This window comes from Rhodovulum tesquicola (genome assembly GCF_024128855.1).
Classification (GTDB): domain Bacteria; phylum Pseudomonadota; class Alphaproteobacteria; order Rhodobacterales; family Rhodobacteraceae; genus Rhodovulum; species Rhodovulum tesquicola.
In genome coordinates, this window is the sequence record NZ_JAMYDV010000005.1 from 79,843 (window position 1) to 98,211 (window position 18,369).

General features: G+C 67.8%; 23 protein-coding genes. 16 read left to right on the forward strand and 7 right to left on the reverse strand.

Translation table 11 applies throughout. The features are described from left to right. The first annotated feature begins 68 nt into the window (after positions 1 to 68). From NHN26_RS06740 to NHN26_RS06765, 6 genes are all read left to right on the forward strand, one after another. Entirely contained in the window at positions 69 to 974 is a 906-nt protein-coding gene (locus NHN26_RS06740) for a LysR family transcriptional regulator (protein ID WP_253088737.1), read from the forward strand. Positions 975 to 1,328: 354 nt separating this feature from the next. Continuing rightward, positions 1,329 to 2,126, forward strand: a complete 798-nt coding sequence (locus NHN26_RS06745; RefSeq protein ID WP_253088738.1) for a lytic murein transglycosylase — start codon at positions 1,329 to 1,331, stop codon at positions 2,124 to 2,126. Positions 2,127 to 2,200: 74 nt separating this feature from the next. Next, a complete protein-coding gene (gene purL, locus NHN26_RS06750; RefSeq protein WP_253088739.1) occupies positions 2,201 to 4,360 on the forward strand; it encodes a phosphoribosylformylglycinamidine synthase subunit PurL in 2,160 nt (719 codons plus the stop codon). A 72-nt stretch (positions 4,361 to 4,432) separates the two neighbouring features. Next, a complete protein-coding gene (locus tag NHN26_RS06755) occupies positions 4,433 to 4,675 on the forward strand; it encodes a BolA/IbaG family iron-sulfur metabolism protein (RefSeq protein WP_132693708.1) in 243 nt (80 codons plus the stop codon). Between the two features lie 5 nt (positions 4,676 to 4,680). After that, positions 4,681 to 5,043 (forward strand): Grx4 family monothiol glutaredoxin, encoded by a 363-nt coding sequence (gene grxD, locus NHN26_RS06760; protein ID WP_253088740.1) that lies wholly within the window; start codon positions 4,681 to 4,683, stop codon positions 5,041 to 5,043. Between the two features lie 7 nt (positions 5,044 to 5,050). After that, positions 5,051 to 5,545, forward strand: a complete 495-nt coding sequence (locus NHN26_RS06765; protein WP_253088741.1) for a hypothetical protein — start codon at positions 5,051 to 5,053, stop codon at positions 5,543 to 5,545. Positions 5,546 to 5,551: 6 nt separating this feature from the next. Here NHN26_RS06765 and NHN26_RS06770 read toward each other — a convergent pair whose 3' ends face one another. Both NHN26_RS06770 and NHN26_RS06775 read right to left on the reverse strand, forming a co-directional pair. Beyond that, positions 5,552 to 5,950 carry a cell division protein ZapA gene (locus NHN26_RS06770; protein ID WP_253088742.1) on the reverse strand — a complete coding sequence of 133 codons (399 nt, stop codon included), beginning with the start codon at positions 5,948 to 5,950 and terminating at the stop codon, positions 5,552 to 5,554. Next, positions 5,943 to 6,431 carry an Atg14 domain-containing protein gene (locus tag NHN26_RS06775; protein ID WP_253088743.1) on the reverse strand — a complete coding sequence of 163 codons (489 nt, stop codon included), beginning with the start codon at positions 6,429 to 6,431 and terminating at the stop codon, positions 5,943 to 5,945. The genes NHN26_RS06770 and NHN26_RS06775 overlap by 8 nt, the downstream gene beginning before the upstream one ends. Before the next feature lie 241 nt (positions 6,432 to 6,672). Between NHN26_RS06775 and NHN26_RS06780 the strand changes: the two genes are divergently transcribed. Continuing rightward, positions 6,673 to 6,816: a hypothetical protein gene (locus NHN26_RS06780; RefSeq protein ID WP_253088744.1), complete on the forward strand. Its 144-nt coding sequence runs from the start codon at positions 6,673 to 6,675 to the stop codon at positions 6,814 to 6,816. Positions 6,817 to 6,921: 105 nt separating this feature from the next. Here NHN26_RS06780 and coaD read toward each other — a convergent pair whose 3' ends face one another. The 3 genes from coaD to NHN26_RS06795 all read right to left on the reverse strand — a co-directional run bounded on the left by coaD (position 6,922) and on the right by NHN26_RS06795 (position 8,908). Continuing rightward, a complete protein-coding gene (gene coaD, locus NHN26_RS06785; RefSeq protein ID WP_253088745.1) occupies positions 6,922 to 7,413 on the reverse strand; it encodes a pantetheine-phosphate adenylyltransferase in 492 nt (163 codons plus the stop codon). A 99-nt stretch (positions 7,414 to 7,512) separates the two neighbouring features. Then, positions 7,513 to 7,947, reverse strand: a complete 435-nt coding sequence (locus NHN26_RS06790; RefSeq protein WP_253088746.1) for a CBS domain-containing protein — start codon at positions 7,945 to 7,947, stop codon at positions 7,513 to 7,515. Between the two features lie 67 nt (positions 7,948 to 8,014). Beyond that, on the reverse strand, positions 8,015 to 8,908 hold the full coding sequence (locus tag NHN26_RS06795; RefSeq protein ID WP_253088747.1) for a LysR family transcriptional regulator: 894 nt from the start codon (positions 8,906 to 8,908) through the stop codon (positions 8,015 to 8,017). Between the two features lie 106 nt (positions 8,909 to 9,014). Between NHN26_RS06795 and NHN26_RS06800 the strand changes: the two genes are divergently transcribed. Further along, positions 9,015 to 10,514, forward strand: coding sequence for a CoA-acylating methylmalonate-semialdehyde dehydrogenase (locus NHN26_RS06800; protein WP_253088748.1), 1,500 nt, complete (start codon positions 9,015 to 9,017; stop codon positions 10,512 to 10,514). A gap of 55 nt (positions 10,515 to 10,569) precedes the next feature. Here the strand turns inward: NHN26_RS06800 and NHN26_RS06805 are convergent, their stop codons facing one another. After that, positions 10,570 to 11,133: a VPLPA-CTERM sorting domain-containing protein gene (locus NHN26_RS06805; RefSeq protein ID WP_253088749.1), complete on the reverse strand. Its 564-nt coding sequence runs from the start codon at positions 11,131 to 11,133 to the stop codon at positions 10,570 to 10,572. A 313-nt stretch (positions 11,134 to 11,446) separates the two neighbouring features. On the opposite strand from NHN26_RS06805, the gene NHN26_RS06810 reads away from it, so the two are divergent. The 8 genes from NHN26_RS06810 to NHN26_RS06845 all read left to right on the forward strand — a co-directional run bounded on the left by NHN26_RS06810 (position 11,447) and on the right by NHN26_RS06845 (position 17,467). After that, positions 11,447 to 12,580 (forward strand): carboxylate-amine ligase, encoded by a 1,134-nt coding sequence (locus NHN26_RS06810; RefSeq protein ID WP_253088750.1) that lies wholly within the window; start codon positions 11,447 to 11,449, stop codon positions 12,578 to 12,580. A gap of 73 nt (positions 12,581 to 12,653) precedes the next feature. Then, positions 12,654 to 13,799 carry an acyl-CoA dehydrogenase family protein gene (locus NHN26_RS06815; RefSeq protein WP_253088751.1) on the forward strand — a complete coding sequence of 382 codons (1,146 nt, stop codon included), beginning with the start codon at positions 12,654 to 12,656 and terminating at the stop codon, positions 13,797 to 13,799. After that, positions 13,796 to 14,842 (forward strand): enoyl-CoA hydratase/isomerase family protein, encoded by a 1,047-nt coding sequence (locus NHN26_RS06820; protein ID WP_253088752.1) that lies wholly within the window; start codon positions 13,796 to 13,798, stop codon positions 14,840 to 14,842. The genes NHN26_RS06815 and NHN26_RS06820 overlap by 4 nt, the downstream gene beginning before the upstream one ends. Further along, the gene (mmsB, locus tag NHN26_RS06825; protein ID WP_253088753.1) at positions 14,839 to 15,711 is read left to right on the forward strand and encodes a 3-hydroxyisobutyrate dehydrogenase; all 873 of its coding nucleotides are present in this window, start codon (positions 14,839 to 14,841) and stop codon (positions 15,709 to 15,711) included. The genes NHN26_RS06820 and mmsB overlap by 4 nt, the downstream gene beginning before the upstream one ends. Beyond that, positions 15,708 to 16,367, forward strand: coding sequence for a Crp/Fnr family transcriptional regulator (locus NHN26_RS06830; protein WP_253088754.1), 660 nt, complete (start codon positions 15,708 to 15,710; stop codon positions 16,365 to 16,367). Before mmsB ends, NHN26_RS06830 begins: the two co-directional genes overlap by 4 nt. Before the next feature lie 96 nt (positions 16,368 to 16,463). Then, positions 16,464 to 16,661 (forward strand): YgaP family membrane protein, encoded by a 198-nt coding sequence (locus NHN26_RS06835; protein ID WP_132693693.1) that lies wholly within the window; start codon positions 16,464 to 16,466, stop codon positions 16,659 to 16,661. Between the two features lie 131 nt (positions 16,662 to 16,792). Beyond that, complete coding sequence (locus tag NHN26_RS06840; protein WP_132693692.1) at positions 16,793 to 16,999, forward strand: YgaP family membrane protein; 207 nt, start codon at positions 16,793 to 16,795, stop codon at positions 16,997 to 16,999. A gap of 138 nt (positions 17,000 to 17,137) precedes the next feature. Then, positions 17,138 to 17,467: an excinuclease ABC subunit A gene (locus tag NHN26_RS06845; RefSeq protein WP_253088755.1), complete on the forward strand. Its 330-nt coding sequence runs from the start codon at positions 17,138 to 17,140 to the stop codon at positions 17,465 to 17,467. 4 nt (positions 17,468 to 17,471) lie between these two features. Here NHN26_RS06845 and NHN26_RS06850 read toward each other — a convergent pair whose 3' ends face one another. Further along, positions 17,472 to 18,365, reverse strand: coding sequence for a patatin-like phospholipase family protein (locus NHN26_RS06850; protein ID WP_253088756.1), 894 nt, complete (start codon positions 18,363 to 18,365; stop codon positions 17,472 to 17,474). Positions 18,366 to 18,369: the final 4 nt, after the last annotated feature.

Here is an 18,369-nt window from a genome sequence, read left to right on the forward strand (position 1 = left end):
CAATGACCAAGGGCCCACCTGTAGGACTGCGGCGCGGCCGTGCATGCCGGCATTGCAGGATTTGCATGATGGACTGGGACAAGCTTCGGATCTTCCACGCGGTCGCCGACGCGGGCAGCCTCACCCATGCCGGCGAGACGCTGCACCTGTCGCAATCCGCCGTCAGCCGCCAGATCCGCGCGCTCGAGGACAGTCTCGGCTCGACCCTGTTCCACCGCCATGCGCGGGGGTTGATCCTGACCGAGCAGGGCGAATTGCTGTTCGACGCCACCACCGCGATTAGCAAGCGGCTCGAGGCCGCCGTCGCCCGCATCCGCGACAGCGTCGAAGAGGTCTTCGGCGAATTGCGCGTGACCACCACCACCGGCTTCGGCTCGCTCTGGCTGGCCAAGCGCCTGCCCATCCTCTACGAGCGCTACCCAGAGTTGCGCATCGACCTGATGCTGTCCGAACAGGTGCTCGACCTGCCGATGCGCGAGGCCGATGTCGCCATCCGCATGAAGGAGCCCAGCCAGGCCGACCTGATCCGCCTGCGCCTGATGGGCGTGCGGATGCAGCTTTATGCGGTGCAACCCTATCTCGATGCCCAAGGCACACCCACCAGCCTCGACGATCTCGGCGAGCACCGGCTGATCTGCCAGAACACCACCACAGCCCAGGTCAGCGCCGGTGCGCGGCTGGTTCAGGAGTTGATGACCCACCGGATCCGTTCCACCCTGACGGTGAACAACTATTTCGGCGTGCTCCAGGCGGTGCTGAACGGGCTGGGGATCGGGGTTCTGCCCGATTACGTGACCGAGGATCACCCGCAGCTTGTCCGGGTGCTTCCCAATATCGAATCGAACGAGGTTCCGGTCTTCCTGGCCTATCCCGAGGAATTGCGCGCCTCCCGCAGGATCGCGGCCTTCCGCGAGTTCATCACAGAACAGATCACCGAAAAGCGCCAGCGCGAGAAAGACACGTCAGGATTGTGAGATATCTGTCACACGCATGACAGGCATGCGGTCCGGCAACGATTTTCGCCTTGAACCTGTGCCTGAGCGTCCATAATTGCTTTGACGAAGGCGGAACTTTGCTTTCGTCTTTACCTCCCTGTTGGACTTGGGCCGAGCTTTCGCTCGGCCTTTTTTTCTGCCCGGACACGATCTGCCCGCAATCGGGGCAGTTCCTGCACCGGATTGAACAGTCCTTCGGCAGCACGCGAAGATTCTGGCGCGGGATGGCAGCCCCGCCACCCCGTCAGGACGAAATCGCAACCCGACGATTCAGGGCGTTGGGCAATGCCGGCTCACGCGCTAGTCTTCCCCCGAACCGACCGGAGGAAATCCATGCGAATCCGTGCCTTCGCCCTTGCCCTTGCCGCGCTCTGCCTGGCCGAACCGGCGCTTTCCACGCCCTGCGGGGACAGCGCCGCGGGCTTCGACGCCTGGAAACGCGACTTCGCCCGCGAAGCCGCCAGCGCGGGCGTCGGCCAGCGCGGGCTGGCGGCGCTGGCCGCAACCCAATACGCCCAGGCCACGATCAATGCCGACCGCAACCAGCGCAGCTTCCGCCTCAGCTATCCCGAGTTCTGCCAGAAGCGCGGCTGCGACGTGATCGCCCAGCAGGGCCGCAGCCGCAAGGCGCAGACCCCCGCCTTCTACGCCTCGCTCGAACGGGCCTATGGCGTGCCTTCAGGGCTCCTGATCGCGATTCACGGGATGGAGACCGCCTTCGGCCGCTTCATGGGCAATGCCAACGTGCTGAACGCCACCGCGACGCTCGCCTATGATTGCCGCAGGCCGGATTTCTTCCGCCCCCACCTGATCGGCGCGCTCAGGATGATCGACCGGGGCATGATGTCGCCCGGCGCCATCGGCGCGATGCATGGCGAGCTGGGCCATACCCAGTTCCTGCCCGGCAACGCCCTGACTTATGGCCAGGACGGCAATGGCGACGGCCGGACCGACCTGACGGACATGGCCGACGCGCTGGCCTCCACCGCGAATTTCCTTCGGCAAAAGGGCTGGCGCCCCGGCGAGTCCTACCAGCCCGGCAGCCACAATTTCGAGGTGCTCAAGCAATGGAACGCCGCGGGCGTCTACCAGCGCGCGCTGGCCGAAATCGGGGCGCGGATCGACGGCTGACCCCCCCGCGGCCCCTTTCCCCGCCCCGCGCCTTGGCTTAAACAGCGCCCAACAGCCGACATGCGGGGGACAAGATGCAGGAACCGGCCATCACCGACGAGCTGATCGCGGCCCATGGGCTCAAGCCCGAGGAATACGCGGAAATCCTGCGGCTTCTGAACCGCGCGCCCAGCTTCACCGAGCTTGGCATCTTCTCGGCGATGTGGAACGAGCACTGCTCCTACAAGTCGTCGAAGAAGTGGCTGCGCACCCTGCCGACCGAGGGCCCGCAGGTGATCTGCGGCCCGGGCGAGAATGCGGGCGTGGTCGATATCGGCGACGGTCAGGCCGTGGTCTTCAAGATGGAAAGCCACAACCACCCCAGCTACATCGAACCCTATCAGGGCGCGGCCACGGGCGTCGGCGGCATCCTGCGCGACGTCTTCACCATGGGCGCCCGCCCCATCGCGGCGATGAACGCATTGTCCTTCGGGCAGGTGGACCACCCCAGGACCCGGCAGCTTGTGCATGGCGTGGTCGAGGGGATCGGCGGCTATGGCAACTGCTTCGGCGTGCCGACCGTGGGCGGCGAGGTCCGGTTCCACCCCGCCTATAACGGCAATTGCCTCGTGAACGCCTTCGCCGCAGGCCTCGCCGATGCCGACAGCATCTTCTATTCGGCCGCCTCGGGCGTCGGCATGCCGGTCGTCTATCTCGGCGCCAAGACGGGGCGCGACGGCGTGGGCGGCGCCACCATGGCCAGCGCCGAATTCGACGAGGGGATCGAGGAAAAGCGCCCCACCGTCCAGGTCGGCGACCCCTTCACCGAGAAACGCCTGATGGAGGCCTGCCTCGAACTGATGGCCTCGGGCGCCGTCATTTCCATCCAGGACATGGGCGCCGCGGGTCTGACCTGTTCGGCGGTCGAGATGGGCGACAAGGGCGGCCTCGGCATCCGGCTTGATCTGGACGCCGTGCCCCAGCGCGAAACCGCGATGACCGCCTACGAGATGATGCTCTCCGAAAGCCAGGAACGCATGCTCATGGTCCTGCGCCCCGAGAAGGAGGCCGAGGCCCGCGCGATCTTCGAGAAATGGGATCTCGACTTCGCCATCGTGGGCGAGACGATCCCCGAAGACCGCTTCCTCATCCTGCACAAGGGCGCGTGCAAGGCCGACCTGCCGCTGTCGAAACTCGCCTCCTCGGCCCCGGAATACGACCGCCCCTCGGTGGAAACGCCCCCCGCCCCCGAGATGGCCGAGGTGCCCGGCATCGACCCGATCGACGCGCTCAAGGCGCTGATCGGCAGCCCCAACTACGCCGCGAAACACTGGGTCTACGAACAATATGACAGCCAGGTGATGGCCGACACGATCCGCCGCCCCGGCCTTGGCGCAGGCATCGTGCGCGTGCATGGCACCGACAAGGCGCTGGCTTTCACCTCGGACGTCACACCGCGCTATGTCCGCGCCAACCCGGTCGAGGGCGGCAAGCAGGCCGTGGCCGAAGCCTTCCGCAACCTCTGCGCCGTCGGTGCGCGCCCCCTGGCGGCCACCGACAACCTGAATTTCGGCAATCCCGAAAAGCCCGAGATCATGGGCCAGTTCGTCGGCGCAATCCTGGGCATCGGTGCCGCCTGCCGCGCGCTCGACCTGCCGATCGTGTCGGGCAATGTCTCGCTCTACAACGAAACCGATGGCTGCCCGATCCTGCCCACCCCCACCATCGGCGCGGTGGGCCTGATCGACCATGTCGACCAGGTGATCGCCGGAACCCCGCAGGAAGGCCATCTGGCGCTGCTTCTGGGCGCCACGACCGGCCATCTGGGCCAGTCCGCCCTGCTCTGCGAGGTGTTCAACCGCGAGGATGGCGACGCCCCCCCCGTGGACCTTGCCGCCGAACGCGCGCATGGCGAGTACATCCGCGCCAACCGTGCCCTGATCACGGCGGCCACCGACCTGTCGGATGGCGGCCTTGCGCTTGCCGCCTTCGAGATGGCCGAGGCGGGCGGCGTGGGCGTGCATCTGGATGCCGCCGACACCCCCACCCTTTTCGGCGAGGATCAGGCCCGCTACCTGATCGCCGCCCCCTTCGACGCCGCCGAGGCGCTGATGGTCGCGGCGGGCAAGGCGGGCGTGCCGCTGGCCACCATCGGCCGCTTCGGCGGTGACAAGGTCAGCTTCGGCGCCGCCTCCGCACCGCTGGCCGAGCTTGCCGCCCTCTATCGCAGCGCCTTTGCCGAGGCGCTGGGCTAAGCCCCAACGCAGCCCTTGCGGCGGTTTGCCGCTGCGCTTAGGTTGACCACGACGAACAGGACGGAGCCCCGAATGGCCATCGCGCCCGAAGAGATCGAAGCCCTGATCCGTGCGAAATTCCCCCACGCGCAGATCACCATCACCGACATCGCCGGCGACGGAAACCACTACGCCGCCGAGGTGGTCGACGAAAGCTTCCGCGGCCTGAACCGCGTCCAGCAGCAGCGCGCCGTCTATGCCGCCCTGAAAGAGCAGATGGAGGGCTCGAACGGCGCGCTCCATGCGCTCGCCCTCACCACCAAAGCCCCGGAGTGATCCCCATGTCCGACGCAGAAACGCGCATCAAGGAAACCATCGACGCCAATGCCGTCGTTCTTTTCATGAAGGGCACCAAGGAGATGCCGCAATGCGGATTCTCCAGCCGCGTGGCGGGCGTGCTGAACTTCATGGGCGTGGAGTTCAGCGACATCAACGTGCTGGCCGACGAGGAAATCCGCCAGGGCATCAAGGATTTCTCGGACTGGCCGACGATCCCGCAGCTTTACGTCAAGGGCGAGTTCATCGGCGGCTGCGATATCGTCACCGAGATGACCCTGTCGGGCGAGCTGGACAAGCTCTTCGACGACAAGGGCGTCGCCTATTCCAAGGAAGCCGCCGACAAGATCCGCTCGGCCAACGCCTGAGGCGGTCATGCTGCGGGCGCGGCTCTGGTATGGCCCGGCAGGGCATGGGCTGACGCTCGATCGCGTGGCGCGCTATCTCGGCGGCCCGCTGGCCTGTCGGCTGTCGACCGACAGCCGCAGCCAGTTCGGCCGGGAGGTCGCGCGCCTCGTGCTGCACGACCCCATCGCCGCGGTGATCGAACAGCACCGCCGTCCCGAGGTCTCGGCCGAGGCGGCAGAACTGGTCACCCGGCTGCCCGCCACCGCATCGCCCGCACTGGCGCAGAAGCTCGGCGCCTGCACCGCCCGGCTCGACATCCACGACGCTCCCGGCCACCGCCTGGCCCCGGCCACCGGCCCCGCGCGCAGCGTGTTCGTGCCGCTCGCCTTCGCGATGGACGGGATCGTCGAAGAGGTCCAAAGCGGGCGCCTGCTGTTCTTCAGACTGCCCGAGGAGTCGCGCCCGGCCGGATGGGTCGCACGCATGGTTTCCGGACTGATCCGGCCTGTGCTGCGGCGCTGACGAGCGTCAGACCCGCATCACCTTCTCCTCGACCGCATCGGCCAGCGATTCCGCCCGCGCGGCCAGTTCGGCCAGCGTGTCGCTCACACTGGGCGGGATCACCGGCACCTCGACACGCTCGGGCGCGGGCGGGGGCGCCGCCTCAAGCTCGCCGATCCGCGCCCGTGCCTCGGCCAGCTTGGCCTCGATCCCGCGCAGGCGTTCCTCCAGCCCCACGGCCTTGTCCGCCAGCATCAGCCCCGCCATCAGCAGCATGCGCGATTCGGGCAGATGCCCCCCCTGCCCCGCCAGCACCGCCGCCTCGGCGTCCAGCGCCCGCGCGGCCGCCTGCAGGAACGGTTCCTCGCCCGCCTGGCAGGCCACCTCGAATGTCCTTCCGCCGATACTGATCGAAACGTTAGGCATGGCTCGCGCCTCCCTCGGCCAGCGGCCGCAGATCGGCGATGATCGCCTCCAGTTCCGCCCGATCGCCCGCGCGCAGCACCTCGAGCGAAGCCAGTTCGGCCGCCATCGCCGCATCTATCGCAGCCGCATCGCCCAGCCCCTCGGCATTGGCCGCGCGCAGCGCAGCACTGGTCTCGCGCAGCCGCGCATTGACGGCCCGCAGACGCTCGACCTCGGCCTCCAGCGTCTCGGCACGCTCGGTCATCTCATGCGCCCGGCGATCCAGCCGCGCAACCTGCGTCTCCTGCCGCTCGCGGATCGCCTTCACGCGCTCGTTCAACTGGGCATTCGCGCTGCGCTCGCTTTCCAGCGCCTCGCGCAACCCCTCGAGCTCGCCGGGCTCCGGCCGGTCGGGGTCGATCCGCTCAAGCCCGCCAAGACCCAATCCGATCCGTTCCAGCGCCGCAGTGATCCGTCGCTCGAACTCGGTGATATCGCTCATCTTTGCCTGTTCCCCGGTCGAGTCTTCCTTGTCGCCATCCGCCCCCCGCGACCGAATCAGTGCGACGGAAGTTGCCTCAAGTTTAGCTCAAGGCTCGGGCGAATGCGCCCCCTTTCCAGTCAAGGGCTTACCGCCTATGCTTGATCTGCCGCCCCAACCCCGCCCCAGGCGCGGCAACCCGCCGACAGGACCAAGCGATGCGCCGATCCACCCCCCTCCACAAACAGCCCGACACCGCCGGATGAGCAACCGGATCGCGATCGCGCTGATGATCCTCGCAGCCCTTGCCTTGGCGGCCGACCACCTGCTGACCGGCTCTGCCGCCACCCTGTTCCTGGCCCGGAAATTCGTCGATCTCGTCGATTACATCGCCATCTGGCGCTGATCCGGACGGGTGCTTCTTCTTGGCCCAAATACCCGACTCGCGGCCCGGCACGGGCCGCCAGACTCATGTCTTGCGCCGCAGGCGCTCCGCCGGATCACGACGGGTTCAGGCGAAGCGCGCCACCAGCCGCTCGCGCACCGCGGGCGTGACAAAGGACGACACATCGCCCCCCAGCCGCGCGATTTCCTTGACCAGCCGCGAGGCGATCGCCTGGCGCCGTGCATCCGCCATCAGGAACACCGTCTCGATCGAGGAATCGAGCGCCCGGTTCATCCCGACCATCTGGAACTCGTATTCGAAATCCGCGACCGCCCGCAGGCCGCGCAGGATCATCGTGGCGCCCACGTCGCGGGCGCAATCGATCAGCAGGTTCTCGAACGGATGGACAATGATCTCGGTGCCGCTTTGCGCGCTCAGCACCGCGCATTCCGCCTCGATCATCGCCACGCGATCCTCCAGCGGGAACAACGGGCCCTTGTCGCGATTGATCGCCACACCGATCACCAGCCGATCGACCAGCGCGCAGGCCCGCGTGATGATGTCGATATGGCCCATCGTCAGCGGATCGAACGTGCCCGGGTAAAGTCCGATGCGCATGGGGACCCCCTTCTTCCTGTCTCTCCCCGCACGCAACAATATCTCCGCGGCTTTTGCAAGTGCAGCATCCGCCGCGCCCCAAGCCCCGCGCCACGCGGTTCAGAACCCCATGATCATCCCTTCCAGGGCGTCCTTTTCCATCGACAACTCGCTCAGCCGCGCCTTGACCACGTCGCCGATCGAGACCAGCGCCACCAGCCGCCCCTTGTCGATCACCGGCATGTGGCGAAACCGTCCCTCGGTCATCCGGCTCAGCACCTCATGCGCGCTGTCGGTCAACGCGCAGGTCTGGACCTCGCGGGTCATGATCCCCTCGACCGGCTGTCCCAGCACGCCGGGACCTTGACGGCCGATCTCGCGCACGATGTCGCGCTCGGACAGGATCCCCTCGACCGCGCCGGTCTCGCCGCTGACCACCAGCGAGCCGATCCGCCGTGCAGCCAGTTCCGCCGCGGCCTGGGCCACCGTGGTGTCCGGCATCACCGTCGCCACACCGGGCACCAGCTTGGACTGAAGGATTTGATGAACCTGCATCACGCCTCTCCCCGCCACGTCCCCCATCGGGACAGTGAGACAGCGTCGCCCCCGCTGAGACATCCTGTCAAGCGGTCCGTGCCTCAAGGCGGGAAACTTCTGCGCGAAGTCCGTCGAACAGCAGGGCCGCGAACCGGCTCAGGCGCGCCAGCTTGCGGTCGCCGCCATGTCGGATCAGGTAGAAGCTGCGCTTCAGCGACACCAGGTCGGGCAGCACCCTGACCAGCCCCGGTGCCGCGGGAATCGCGAAATCATGCACGATCCCCAGCCCCGCCCCCGCCCGCAGCCAGTTCAATTGCACCGCGACCGAATTCGAGGCCAGCGGCACCCGCTCCACCCCGATCTCGGACAGGTAATCCAGTTCGCTGTCAAAGATCATGTCGGGGATATAGCCCACGATCCGGTGCCCCATCAGATCGCCCAAGCCGCGGATCGGCGGATGCCGGGCCAGATAGTCGCGATGGGCGACAAGGTGCAGCCGGTAGTCGGTCACCCGCTGCACCGTAAGTCGCCCGGTCTCGGGCGGGCTGACCGCGATCGCCATGTCGGCCTCGCGGCGCGACAGGTTGAACACCCGCGGCAGCGCCACGATCTGCACCTCCAGCCCCGGATTGGCGTCGCAGATCGCCGCCGTCACCTGCGGCAGCAGGAAATTCGCCACCCCGTCCGGCGCCCCGATCCGGACCGAGCCGGTCAGTTGCCCGCCCTGCCCGCGCAATTCCTCGGCCCCCTCGGTCAGCGCCTGTTCGGCCTGCATCGCGCGGTCCATCAGCCGCTCGCCCGCCTCGGTCAGCCCGTAGCCGCGCGGCGAGCGGGCGAACAGCGCCGCCCCCAATGCCTCCTCCAGCCGGGCGATGCGTCGGCCCAGCGTCGCGGGGTCCAGCTTCAGCACCTTGCCCGCCCCGGTCAGGCTTTCGGCCCGCGCCACCGCCAGAAACAGCCGCATGTCGTCCCAGTTCATGGCCCTGTCCTTGCATTTTCGCAAAACCCCTTTGGCAAACTGCCGCTTTTCCGGGGAATTCTGCAAGACTATCCTGCGCGCACACTGGATTCCCGGGAGGATTGCCATGAAGGAACTGACCCATTTCGTGAACGGCCAGCAGGTCAAGGGGACCTCGGGCCGCTTCGCCGATGTCTACAACCCCGCGCTGGGCGAGGTGCAGGCGCGCGTGCCGCTGGCCAGCAAGGCCGAGATGGATGCCGCCATCGCCGCCGCCGCCGCCGCCCAGCCCGCCTGGGGCGCGACCAACCCGCAGAAACGCGGCCGGGTGATGATGGAATTCGTCCGCCTCATCCACCGCGACATGGACAAGCTGGCCGAGGCGCTGTCCTCGGAACATGGCAAGACCATCCCCGACGCCAAGGGCGACGTGCAGCGCGGGCTTGAAGTGATCGAGTTCTGCATCGGCGCCCCGCAGATGCTGAAGGGCGAGTTCACCGACAGCGCCGGTCCCGGCATCGACATGTATTCGATGCGCCAGCCGCTGGGCGTCGTCGCGGGCATCACGCCCTTCAACTTCCCCGCCATGATCCCGCTGTGGAAGATGGGCCCCGCACTGGCCTGCGGCAACGCCTTCATCCTCAAGCCCTCCGAACGCGACCCGTCCGTGCCGCTGATGCTGGCCGAACTGATGCAGGAGGCGGGCCTGCCCGATGGCCTGTTGCAGGTCGTCAACGGCGACAAGGAGGCGGTGGACGCGATCCTCGACAACCCGCTGATCCAGGCCATCGGCTTCGTCGGCTCCACCCCCATCGCGGAATACATCTATGGCCGCGGCTGTTCCAACGGCAAGCGGGTGCAGTGCTTCGGCGGCGCCAAGAACCACATGATCATCATGCCCGATGCCGACATGGACCAGGCCGCGGATGCGCTGGTGGGTGCGGGCTATGGCGCGGCGGGCGAACGCTGCATGGCGATCTCGGTCGCGCTGCCGGTGGGCGAGGAAACCGCCGACCGCCTGATCGAGAAACTCGTCCCCCGCATCGAGAAGCTGAAGGTCGGCCCCTATACCGCGGGCAATGACGTCGATTACGGCCCCCTCGTGACCGCCGAGGCCAAGGCCCGCGTGCTGGGCCTGATCGAGACGGGCGTGGACCAGGGCGCCGAGATCGTCGTCGACGGCCGCAACTTCGCCCTGCAAGGCTATGAAAACGGCTATTTCGTCGGCCCCACGCTGTTCGACCGCGTGACCCGCGACATGGAGATCTACAAGCAGGAGATCTTCGGCCCCGTGCTGTCCACCGTCCGCGCGAAAACCTATGAAGAGGCGCTGGGCTACGCCATGGACCACGAATACGGCAACGGCACCGCGATCTTCACCCGCGACGGCGACACCGCGCGCGATTTCGCCGCCCGGGTCAATGTGGGCATGGTGGGCATCAACGTGCCGATCCCGGTGCCGCTGGCCTATCACACCTTCGGCGGTTGGAAGAAGTCGGGCTTCGGCGACCTGAACCAGCACGGCCCCGACGCCTTCCGCTTCTACACTCGCACGAAAACCGTCACCTCGCGCTGGCCGAGCGGTCTGAAGGAAGGCGGCGAGTTCCACTTCAAGCAGATGGACTGAAACGAGAAGGGCGGCCCGAGGGCCGCCCTTTCCACGATTGTCGCGCCGCCGCGCTTCAGGCCGCAGTCTTCCTGCGCCGCTTCAGCGCCGCCAGACCGCCAACCCCGGCAAGCAGCAGCCAGCCCGCGGCGGGCAGCGGGATCACGTTGGCAGTGCCGTCAAAGAAGCTGACGTGCGAGATGTCCTTGTCGATGTAGTCGGCGAAATCCAGAACGGACCCGAGCGTGTCACCCGGCGTGATCGAATAGATCACATATCCCCCGCCGCTCGCGCCCTTACCACCGGCCTTCACGGCAAGATAGGTGGGGTAAAGAACCGGGTCGGCGCCGACGACCTTGGTCGGATCGTAGGACCAGTCAAAGGTCTTGCTGGTGCCATAGGTCAGGGTGAACGCCTCGGAGTAATCCCCCGGCGCTCCCCCGTCTTCCCATTTGAGACACAGTTCGACCTTATCCCCACCATCGTCGCATTTCGCCAGGGCCATCGACCCCAGCAAGGAGTTCGGGAACGGATCATTCTCGCCATCGACCGTGCTGTGATAGACCGTCGCCGCCGACGCCCCTCCCGCCATCAGCACGGCTGCAACGGCCGCCGCCGCTGTCGTCTTCAAGATATTCATGCTATTCCCCTCAAATGCACGCCGCAACGCCCCTCGCGTGCCACCATTAAACATGGCGAAAATACGACGATCTTGGGTTATCTCAAACAGGCAACCGCGCGGGCCCGCCTTTTTTCAACCCCGACTTGTGCTAGACGCCCGGGTGACGCGACGGCAGTTCGCCCGGACACAATAGCCGCCGCGATATTCTCACCCTCCGGTTGTTTCTTGCGAATCGCTCCGGCCCGAAGCCCCGGGCTACGCGAAACGCTTGCCGCCCCCGTTGTTTCCTGCTGACAATGCGCAGGCATGCGACCGCCGGAGGGCCATCCCGATGACCGCCACAGCCCCCGACTTCACCATCGGCATCGAAGAGGAATACCTGCTGGTCGATGCCGACACCTGCGCCCTGGTCGAGGCCCCCAAGACGCTGATGGAGGCCTGCATGGCCGATCTCGGCGCCCAGGTGACACCCGAGTTCCTGCAATGCCAGATCGAGGTCGGCACCTGCGTCTGTGCGACCCTGCCCGAGGCCCGCGACGACCTGCGCCGCCTGCGCGCGACGGTCGCCAGGCATGCCGCAGCCCATGGCCTTGCCCCCATCGCCGTCTCCTGCCACCCCGTCGCCGACTGGAAGGACCAGCACCACACCGACAAGGACCGCTACAACGATCTGGAACGCGCACTGGCCGGCGTCGCGCGGCGCATGCTGATCTGCGGGATGCATGTCCATGTCGGCATCCCCGATCCCGACCAGCGCATCGACCTGATGGCGCAGATGTCCTATTTCCTGCCGCATCTTCTGGCGATGTCGGCCTCCTCGCCCTTCTGGCAGGGGGTGGATACGGGGCTGGCCTCCTACCGGCTGACGGTGTTCGACAACCTGCCCCGCACCGGCCTGCCGCCGCGCTTCGAAAGCTGGTCGGATTACGAACGTTCCGTCGGCGCGCTGGTCGGTATGGGCCTGATCGAGGACGCCACGAAGATCTGGTGGGATCTGCGCCCCTCGGCCCGGTTTCCCACGCTGGAAACCCGCATCTGCGATGTCTCGCCCCGGCTGGAACATGCACTGTCGATCGCCGCGCTGACGCAATGCATCGCGCGGATGCTCTGGCGGCTGGCCGGGCGGAACCAGCGCTGGCGGGTCTATGAACGGTTCCTCGTGGGCGAGAACCGCTGGCGCGCGCAGCGCTATGGCGTAAGCGAGGGGCTGATCGATTTCGGCCGCAAGCAGGTCGTGCCCTTCCCCGAGCTGCTGGACGAACTGATCGCGCTGCTCGAACCCGACGCCGCCGCGCTGGGCTGCTGGGCCGAGGTGCAGGCCGCGCGCGACGTGATCGCCGATGGCACCTCGGCCGACCGCCAGCGCCGCGTCCATGCCGCGGCCCTCGCCGGGGGCAAGACCGCCGACGCGGCCGTGGCGGACGTGATCCGCGCATTGATCGAGGAATACAACGCCGATCTGTGACGCCCGGCCCCCTTGCATTCGCGCCGGGCAGCCTGTCAAATGAACGAGCGTTCATTAATTGGGGGGAGGAGCAATGGATTTCGCACTGACCGAGGAACAGGTCGCGATCTTCGACATGGCCCGCGCCTTCGGCGCCGAGGAAATCGCCCCCCATGCCCGCGCATGGGAGGAGGCGGGCACGATCCCGAAGGATCTGTGGCCCAAGCTGGGCGCACTGGGCTTCGGCGGGCTTTACGTCTCGGAGGTCTCGGGCGGCGCGGGGCTGACGCGGCTTGACGCGACGCTGGTCTTCGAGGCGCTGTCGATGGCCTGCCCCTCGGTCGCGGCCTTCCTGTCGATCCACAACATGTGCGCCCGCATGATCGACAGCTTCGGCAGCGACGAACAAAAGGCCCGCCTCTTGCCCCCGGCACTCGCCATGGACAAGGTGCTGTCCTACTGCCTGACCGAACCCGGATCGGGGTCCGACGCCGCCGCACTCAAGACCCGCGCCGAACGCACGAACGAGGGCTACAGCCTGACCGGTACCAAGGCGTTCATCTCGGGCGGCGGCTATTCGGACGCCTATATCGTGATGGCCCGCACCGGCGCGGATGGCCCCCGGGGCATTTCCGCCTTCCTCGTCGAGGATGGCACGCCGGGCCTGTCCTTTGGCGGGCTCGAGGACAAGATGGGCTGGCGCTCGCAACCCACGCGGCAGGTGCAGCTTGACGCCTGCGCGATCCCGGCCGCGAACCTTCTGGGCGAGGAGGGCAAGGGCTTCCGCTACGCGATGATGGGGCTCGATGGCGGGCGGCTGAACATCGCCGCCTGTTCCCTGGGCGCCGCCCAGGCCGCCCTTGACGCCACCCTCGCCTATATGGGCGAGCGCAAGGCGTTCGGGCAGAGCCTCGACCGCTTCCAGGCGCTGCAATTCCGGCTGGCGGACGCCGAGATCGAGTTGCAGGCCGCGCGCATCTTCCTGCGGCAGGCGGCGTGGAAGCTGGACACCCAGGCCCCCGATGCCACGAAATTCTGCGCCATGGCCAAGAAATTCGTCACCGAAGCGGGCAGCCGCGTGGCCGACCAATGCCTGCAACTGCATGGCGGCTATGGCTATCTGGCCGATTACGGCATCGAGAAGATCGTCCGCGACCTGCGCGTGCACCAGATCCTCGAAGGCACAAACGAGATCATGCGCCTGATCGTCGCCCGCCAGATGATCGAGGCCCGCGGATGAGCGAGATCGCGATCCGGCAGGAGGGCCGCGCGGGCCGCATCACGCTGACCCGCCCCAGGGCGCTGAACGCGCTGACCTATCCGATGTGCCTTGCGATCGAAAAGGCGCTGGACGACTGGCAGCACGAGGCGGGCATCGCGCTGGTCGTGATCGACGCCGAGGGCGACAAGGCGTTCTGCGCGGGCGGCGACATCGCGGTGATGTATGAAACCGGCAGGCAGGGCGACTACGCCTATGGCCAGAAATTCTGGCGCGACGAATACCGGATGAACGCCAAGGTCTCGGGCTACCCGAAACCCGTGGTCAGCCTGATGCAGGGCTTCACCATGGGCGGCGGCGTCGGCGTGGGCTGCCATGGCAGCCACCGCATCGTGGGCGAGACCAGCCAGATCGCCATGCCCGAATGCGGCATCGGCCTTGTCCCCGATGTGGGCGGCTCGCTGCTGCTGGCCAGCGCGCCGGGGCGGCTGGGCGCCTATCTGGGCGCGACGGGCCGCCGGATGGGACCGGCCGACGCGATCCTTGCGGGCTTTGCCGATCATTTCGTGGCCGAGGCCGACTGGCCCGACCTGATCGCCGAACTTGTCGCCACCGGCAATCCCGACGCCATCCTTGCCGCCGCGCTGCCCCCGCCGCCGGGCGACCTGCCCGCGCTTCAGCCGCTGGTGGACCGGCTGTTCGCCGCACCGGATCTGGCCGGGATCGTCGCCGCGCTGCGGGCCGACGGCTCGGACTTTGCCGCCGACACGCTGGCCCGCCTGAACCGGGGCAGCCCGCTTTCGGTCGCCTGCACCATCGAGATGCAGAACCGCCTTGCAGGCTGCGACGACATCCGCGAGGCGCTGGCGCTGGAATACCGCTTCACCCATCGCGCGCCGGAACATGCGGATTTCCTCGAAGGCATCCGCGCGGCGATCATCGACAAGGACAGAAACCCGAGCTGGCGCCATGCCGACCTGAATGCGGTCCCCGCGGCCGATGTGGCGGCGATGCTGGCGCCGCTGGGGCCGGACGAACTGAACCTTGAGGAGGACAGAACATGAAGGTGGGCTTCATCGGACTGGGCAACATGGGCGCGCCGATGGCGGCGAACCTTGCCGGGGCGGGCCATCAGGTGACGGGCTTCGACCTTGCCGCCCCCTGCCCCGAAGGCGTCACCGCGGCCGCCAGCGCCGCCGAGGCCGCGCGCGGGCAGGATGTGGTCATCACCATGTTGCCCAACGGCGCCATCCTGCGCGCCGTGGCCGCCGAGGTGCTGCCGGTGATGGAGGCAGGCGCGGTGCTGCTGGACTGCTCGACCGTCGATGTCGAAAGCGCCCGCGCCGTCGCCGCCGATGCCGAGGCCGCAGGCAAGATGGCGGTGGACGCGCCCGTGTCTGGCGGCGTCGGCGGGGCCGCGGCCGGAACCCTGACCTTCATGGCGGGCGGCAGCGAAGCCGCCTTCGACAAGGTCCGCCCGCTGTTCGACGTGATGGGCCAGAAGGCGGTGCATTGCGGCGCCTCGGGCGCGGGCCAGGCCGCCAAGATCTGCAACAACATGATCCTCGGCGTCACCATGATCGCCACCTGCGAGGCGTTTGCGCTGGCCGACAAGCTGGGGCTGGACCGGGGCAAGATGTTCGACGTGGTCTCGACCTCCTCGGGCTATAGCTGGACCATGAACGCCTATTGCCCCGCCCCCGGCATCGGCCCGAAAAGCCCCGCCGACAACGACTACAGGCCCGGTTTCGCCGCGGAACTGATGCTCAAGGACCTGCGCCTTGCCCAGCAGGCCGCCGAGGCCGCCGATGCCGACACGCCGATGGGCCAGCGCGCGGCCGAGCTTTACGCCGCCTTCGTCGAACAGGAGGACGGCAAGGGCCGCGACTTCTCGGCGATGCTGCCCCGCTTCGAGAAACGCGGCCGGGCATGAGCTGGCTGTCGCGCGCAGAGGGGCTGGAGGGGATCGAGCCGGGCACCGCCGCCCGGCTTGAAAACCTGCCCGTGCTGCGCCTGCCCAAGGGCAAGGTGCTGTTCTGCCCCGGCGAGGCGGCCAAGGGCTTCACCATCCTCCTGTCCGGCCGGGTCGATGTCTTCCTGACCGGCCCCACCGGCCGCGAGATCCTGCTTTACGGAATCGAGCCAGGCCAGTCCTGCGTGCAATCCACCCTCGGCCTGCTGGGCGGCGAGGATTACACCGGCGAGGCGATCACCGTCACCGATTGCGAGGCCGTGCTTCTGCCGCGCGAGATGTTCCTGCGGCTCATGGACGCCTCGCCGGTCTTCCGCCGTTTCGTCTTCGGCGCCTTCGCGATGCGGCTGCAATCCATCATGGCGCTGCTGGAACGGGTCGCCTTCCAGCGCGTCGAAAGCCGTCTGGCGGCCGAATTGCTGGCCTCCTCCGAGGACGGCGCCATGCGCGCCACCCATCAGGAGATCGCCACCCGCATCGGCACCGCGCGCGAGGTCGTCTCGCGTCGGCTCGACGCGCTGGCCAAGGCGGGGCTGGTGCAGGTCGACCGCGGCGTGGTGACGATCCACGACCGCGCGGGACTTGCCCGGCTGGCATCCGCCGACGGCGCGGCGTGACAAGATCACAGACCCGCCGCCCGGCATGACGCATGGTGGGATCACAACGCCCGGGAAACTCGGGCGGCAACCCTTCCACACCATCGGAGAAGACCCATGCTCAAGAAGAATGTCGGCGGCATCGACCGCACTGCCCGCATCGCTATCGGCGCGTTCATGCTCCTGGCCTGGGCGTTCCTGACCGACGCCAGCCCGCTCTGGCTGATCGGCATCGTCCCGCTGGCCACCGGACTGATGTCCTCCTGCCCGCTCTACAACTTCATCGGCGTGAACACCTGCCAGAAAAAGGGCTGATCAGCCCTGCGGCGCGTCGTCTTCCCGCGCGCCCCGTCGGCCGGACGGGCTTGAAACGCCCGCCCGGCCGTCCAGATTCCATCTATCGGGACCGCAAGGATCAAGCGGCCCGCCAACAAGGGAGAAAGCCAATGTTCGAAAAGAATATGGGAACGGTCGACCGGGCCGTCCGGGCCGTCATCGGCGTGCTCTTGCTCATCCTCGCCTTCACCACCTTCGGCGGTGTCTGGGCCTGGATCGCCGGACTCATCGGCATCGTCCTGCTGGCCACGGCGGCGATGGGCACCTGCCCGCCCTACAGCCTGCTCGGCATCGACACGCGCAAGACCAAGGCCTGAGTCGGCCGAACAGCGATCGGGCCAACAGGACCGATCGCCGCGCGCGGGGCCTCACCCGAAGGCGCAGACCGGGGCGGCGCCCGTGCGCTGCCCGCCGGGGTCATGCTGCACTCCGGACCCCGGCCATGGAGGACAGGCATGAGAAAACACGCGGCACTTGCCGTTCTGGTCGCAACGCTGCTTCCCGCGGACGCCTCTGCGCAACCGCCGCACTGCCCGCCGGGACTGGCCAACAAGACCCCGCCCTGCGTGCCGCCGGGGTTGGCCAAAAAGCAACAGCGCGACGCGGGCTGGTATTATGGTCCGCCGGTCGGCGGTGGCTATTACATCCTGCGCGAACCGCGCAGCCTGCGCCTTGACCCGCGCTGGGACTACTATCTGCGCAATGACGGAATGGTTGTCCGCGTCGATCCACGGACGCGGGCGGTGATCGACATCGTGGATGCCCTCGACCGTCTGATCGACTGACCCATCAGGATCCCCGCACATCCTCAAGCTGCTCGGCATGGCGCTCGACCAGGCGGCGGCCCTCCTCGATCGCCTCGGGGGCGCGGTGCAGGTCCAGCACCGAGACATGCGCAAGGTGGGCGCTCAACAGCACATGCGGCGGTTCGCCCGCCAGACGGCTGCGCCGGATCTGCTCGGTCATCACATCTATGGCCGTCGAGACCACATCCAGATAGTTGGGCGGCCGCGGCCCCGGTTCGTCCAGCATCAGCCAGGACAATTGCTTTCGCATCGTATCGGGCAGCGCCTCGGCAATGGCCGACAAGGGTCCACCCTCGGGCGGCGCGGCCTGCCAGAGCTGGCCGAACCGCTTGCCGTTGGGATTGACCGCGATGATGATATCAGCCCCCAGCGCCCGGGCCGCCGAGACAGGCACAGGGTTGGTCAGCCCGCCATCCAGCAGCCACCGCCCCTCGTGGTGACAGGGGCTGATGACCCCCGGCAGCGCGGCCGAGGCACGCACCGCCGCCCCCAGATCACCCTTGGTCAGCCAGATCTCGCGCCCCGTCTCCATGTCGGTGGCGATGGCGGCAAAGGGTCGGTCCAGGTCCTCGATCCGCTCGGGCAGACCCAGATCCTTCAGCACCCGTGCAATCTGGCGCCCTTCGACCAGCCCGCCGCTGACCAGGCTGACATCGAGCAACCCGACCAGCCGCGCCCGCGTCATGCTGCGCGTCCATTCCTCCAGCGCGTCGAGCCGGCCCGCCGCATAGGCCGCGCCCACCAGCGCCCCCATCGAACAGCCCGCCACGACGTCAGGCGACAGCCCAAGCGCATCAAGCCCCCGCAGCACGCCGATATGACACCACCCCCGCGCCCCGCCCGAGCCCAGCGCCACCCCGATCCGCCCCCGGACCATGGCG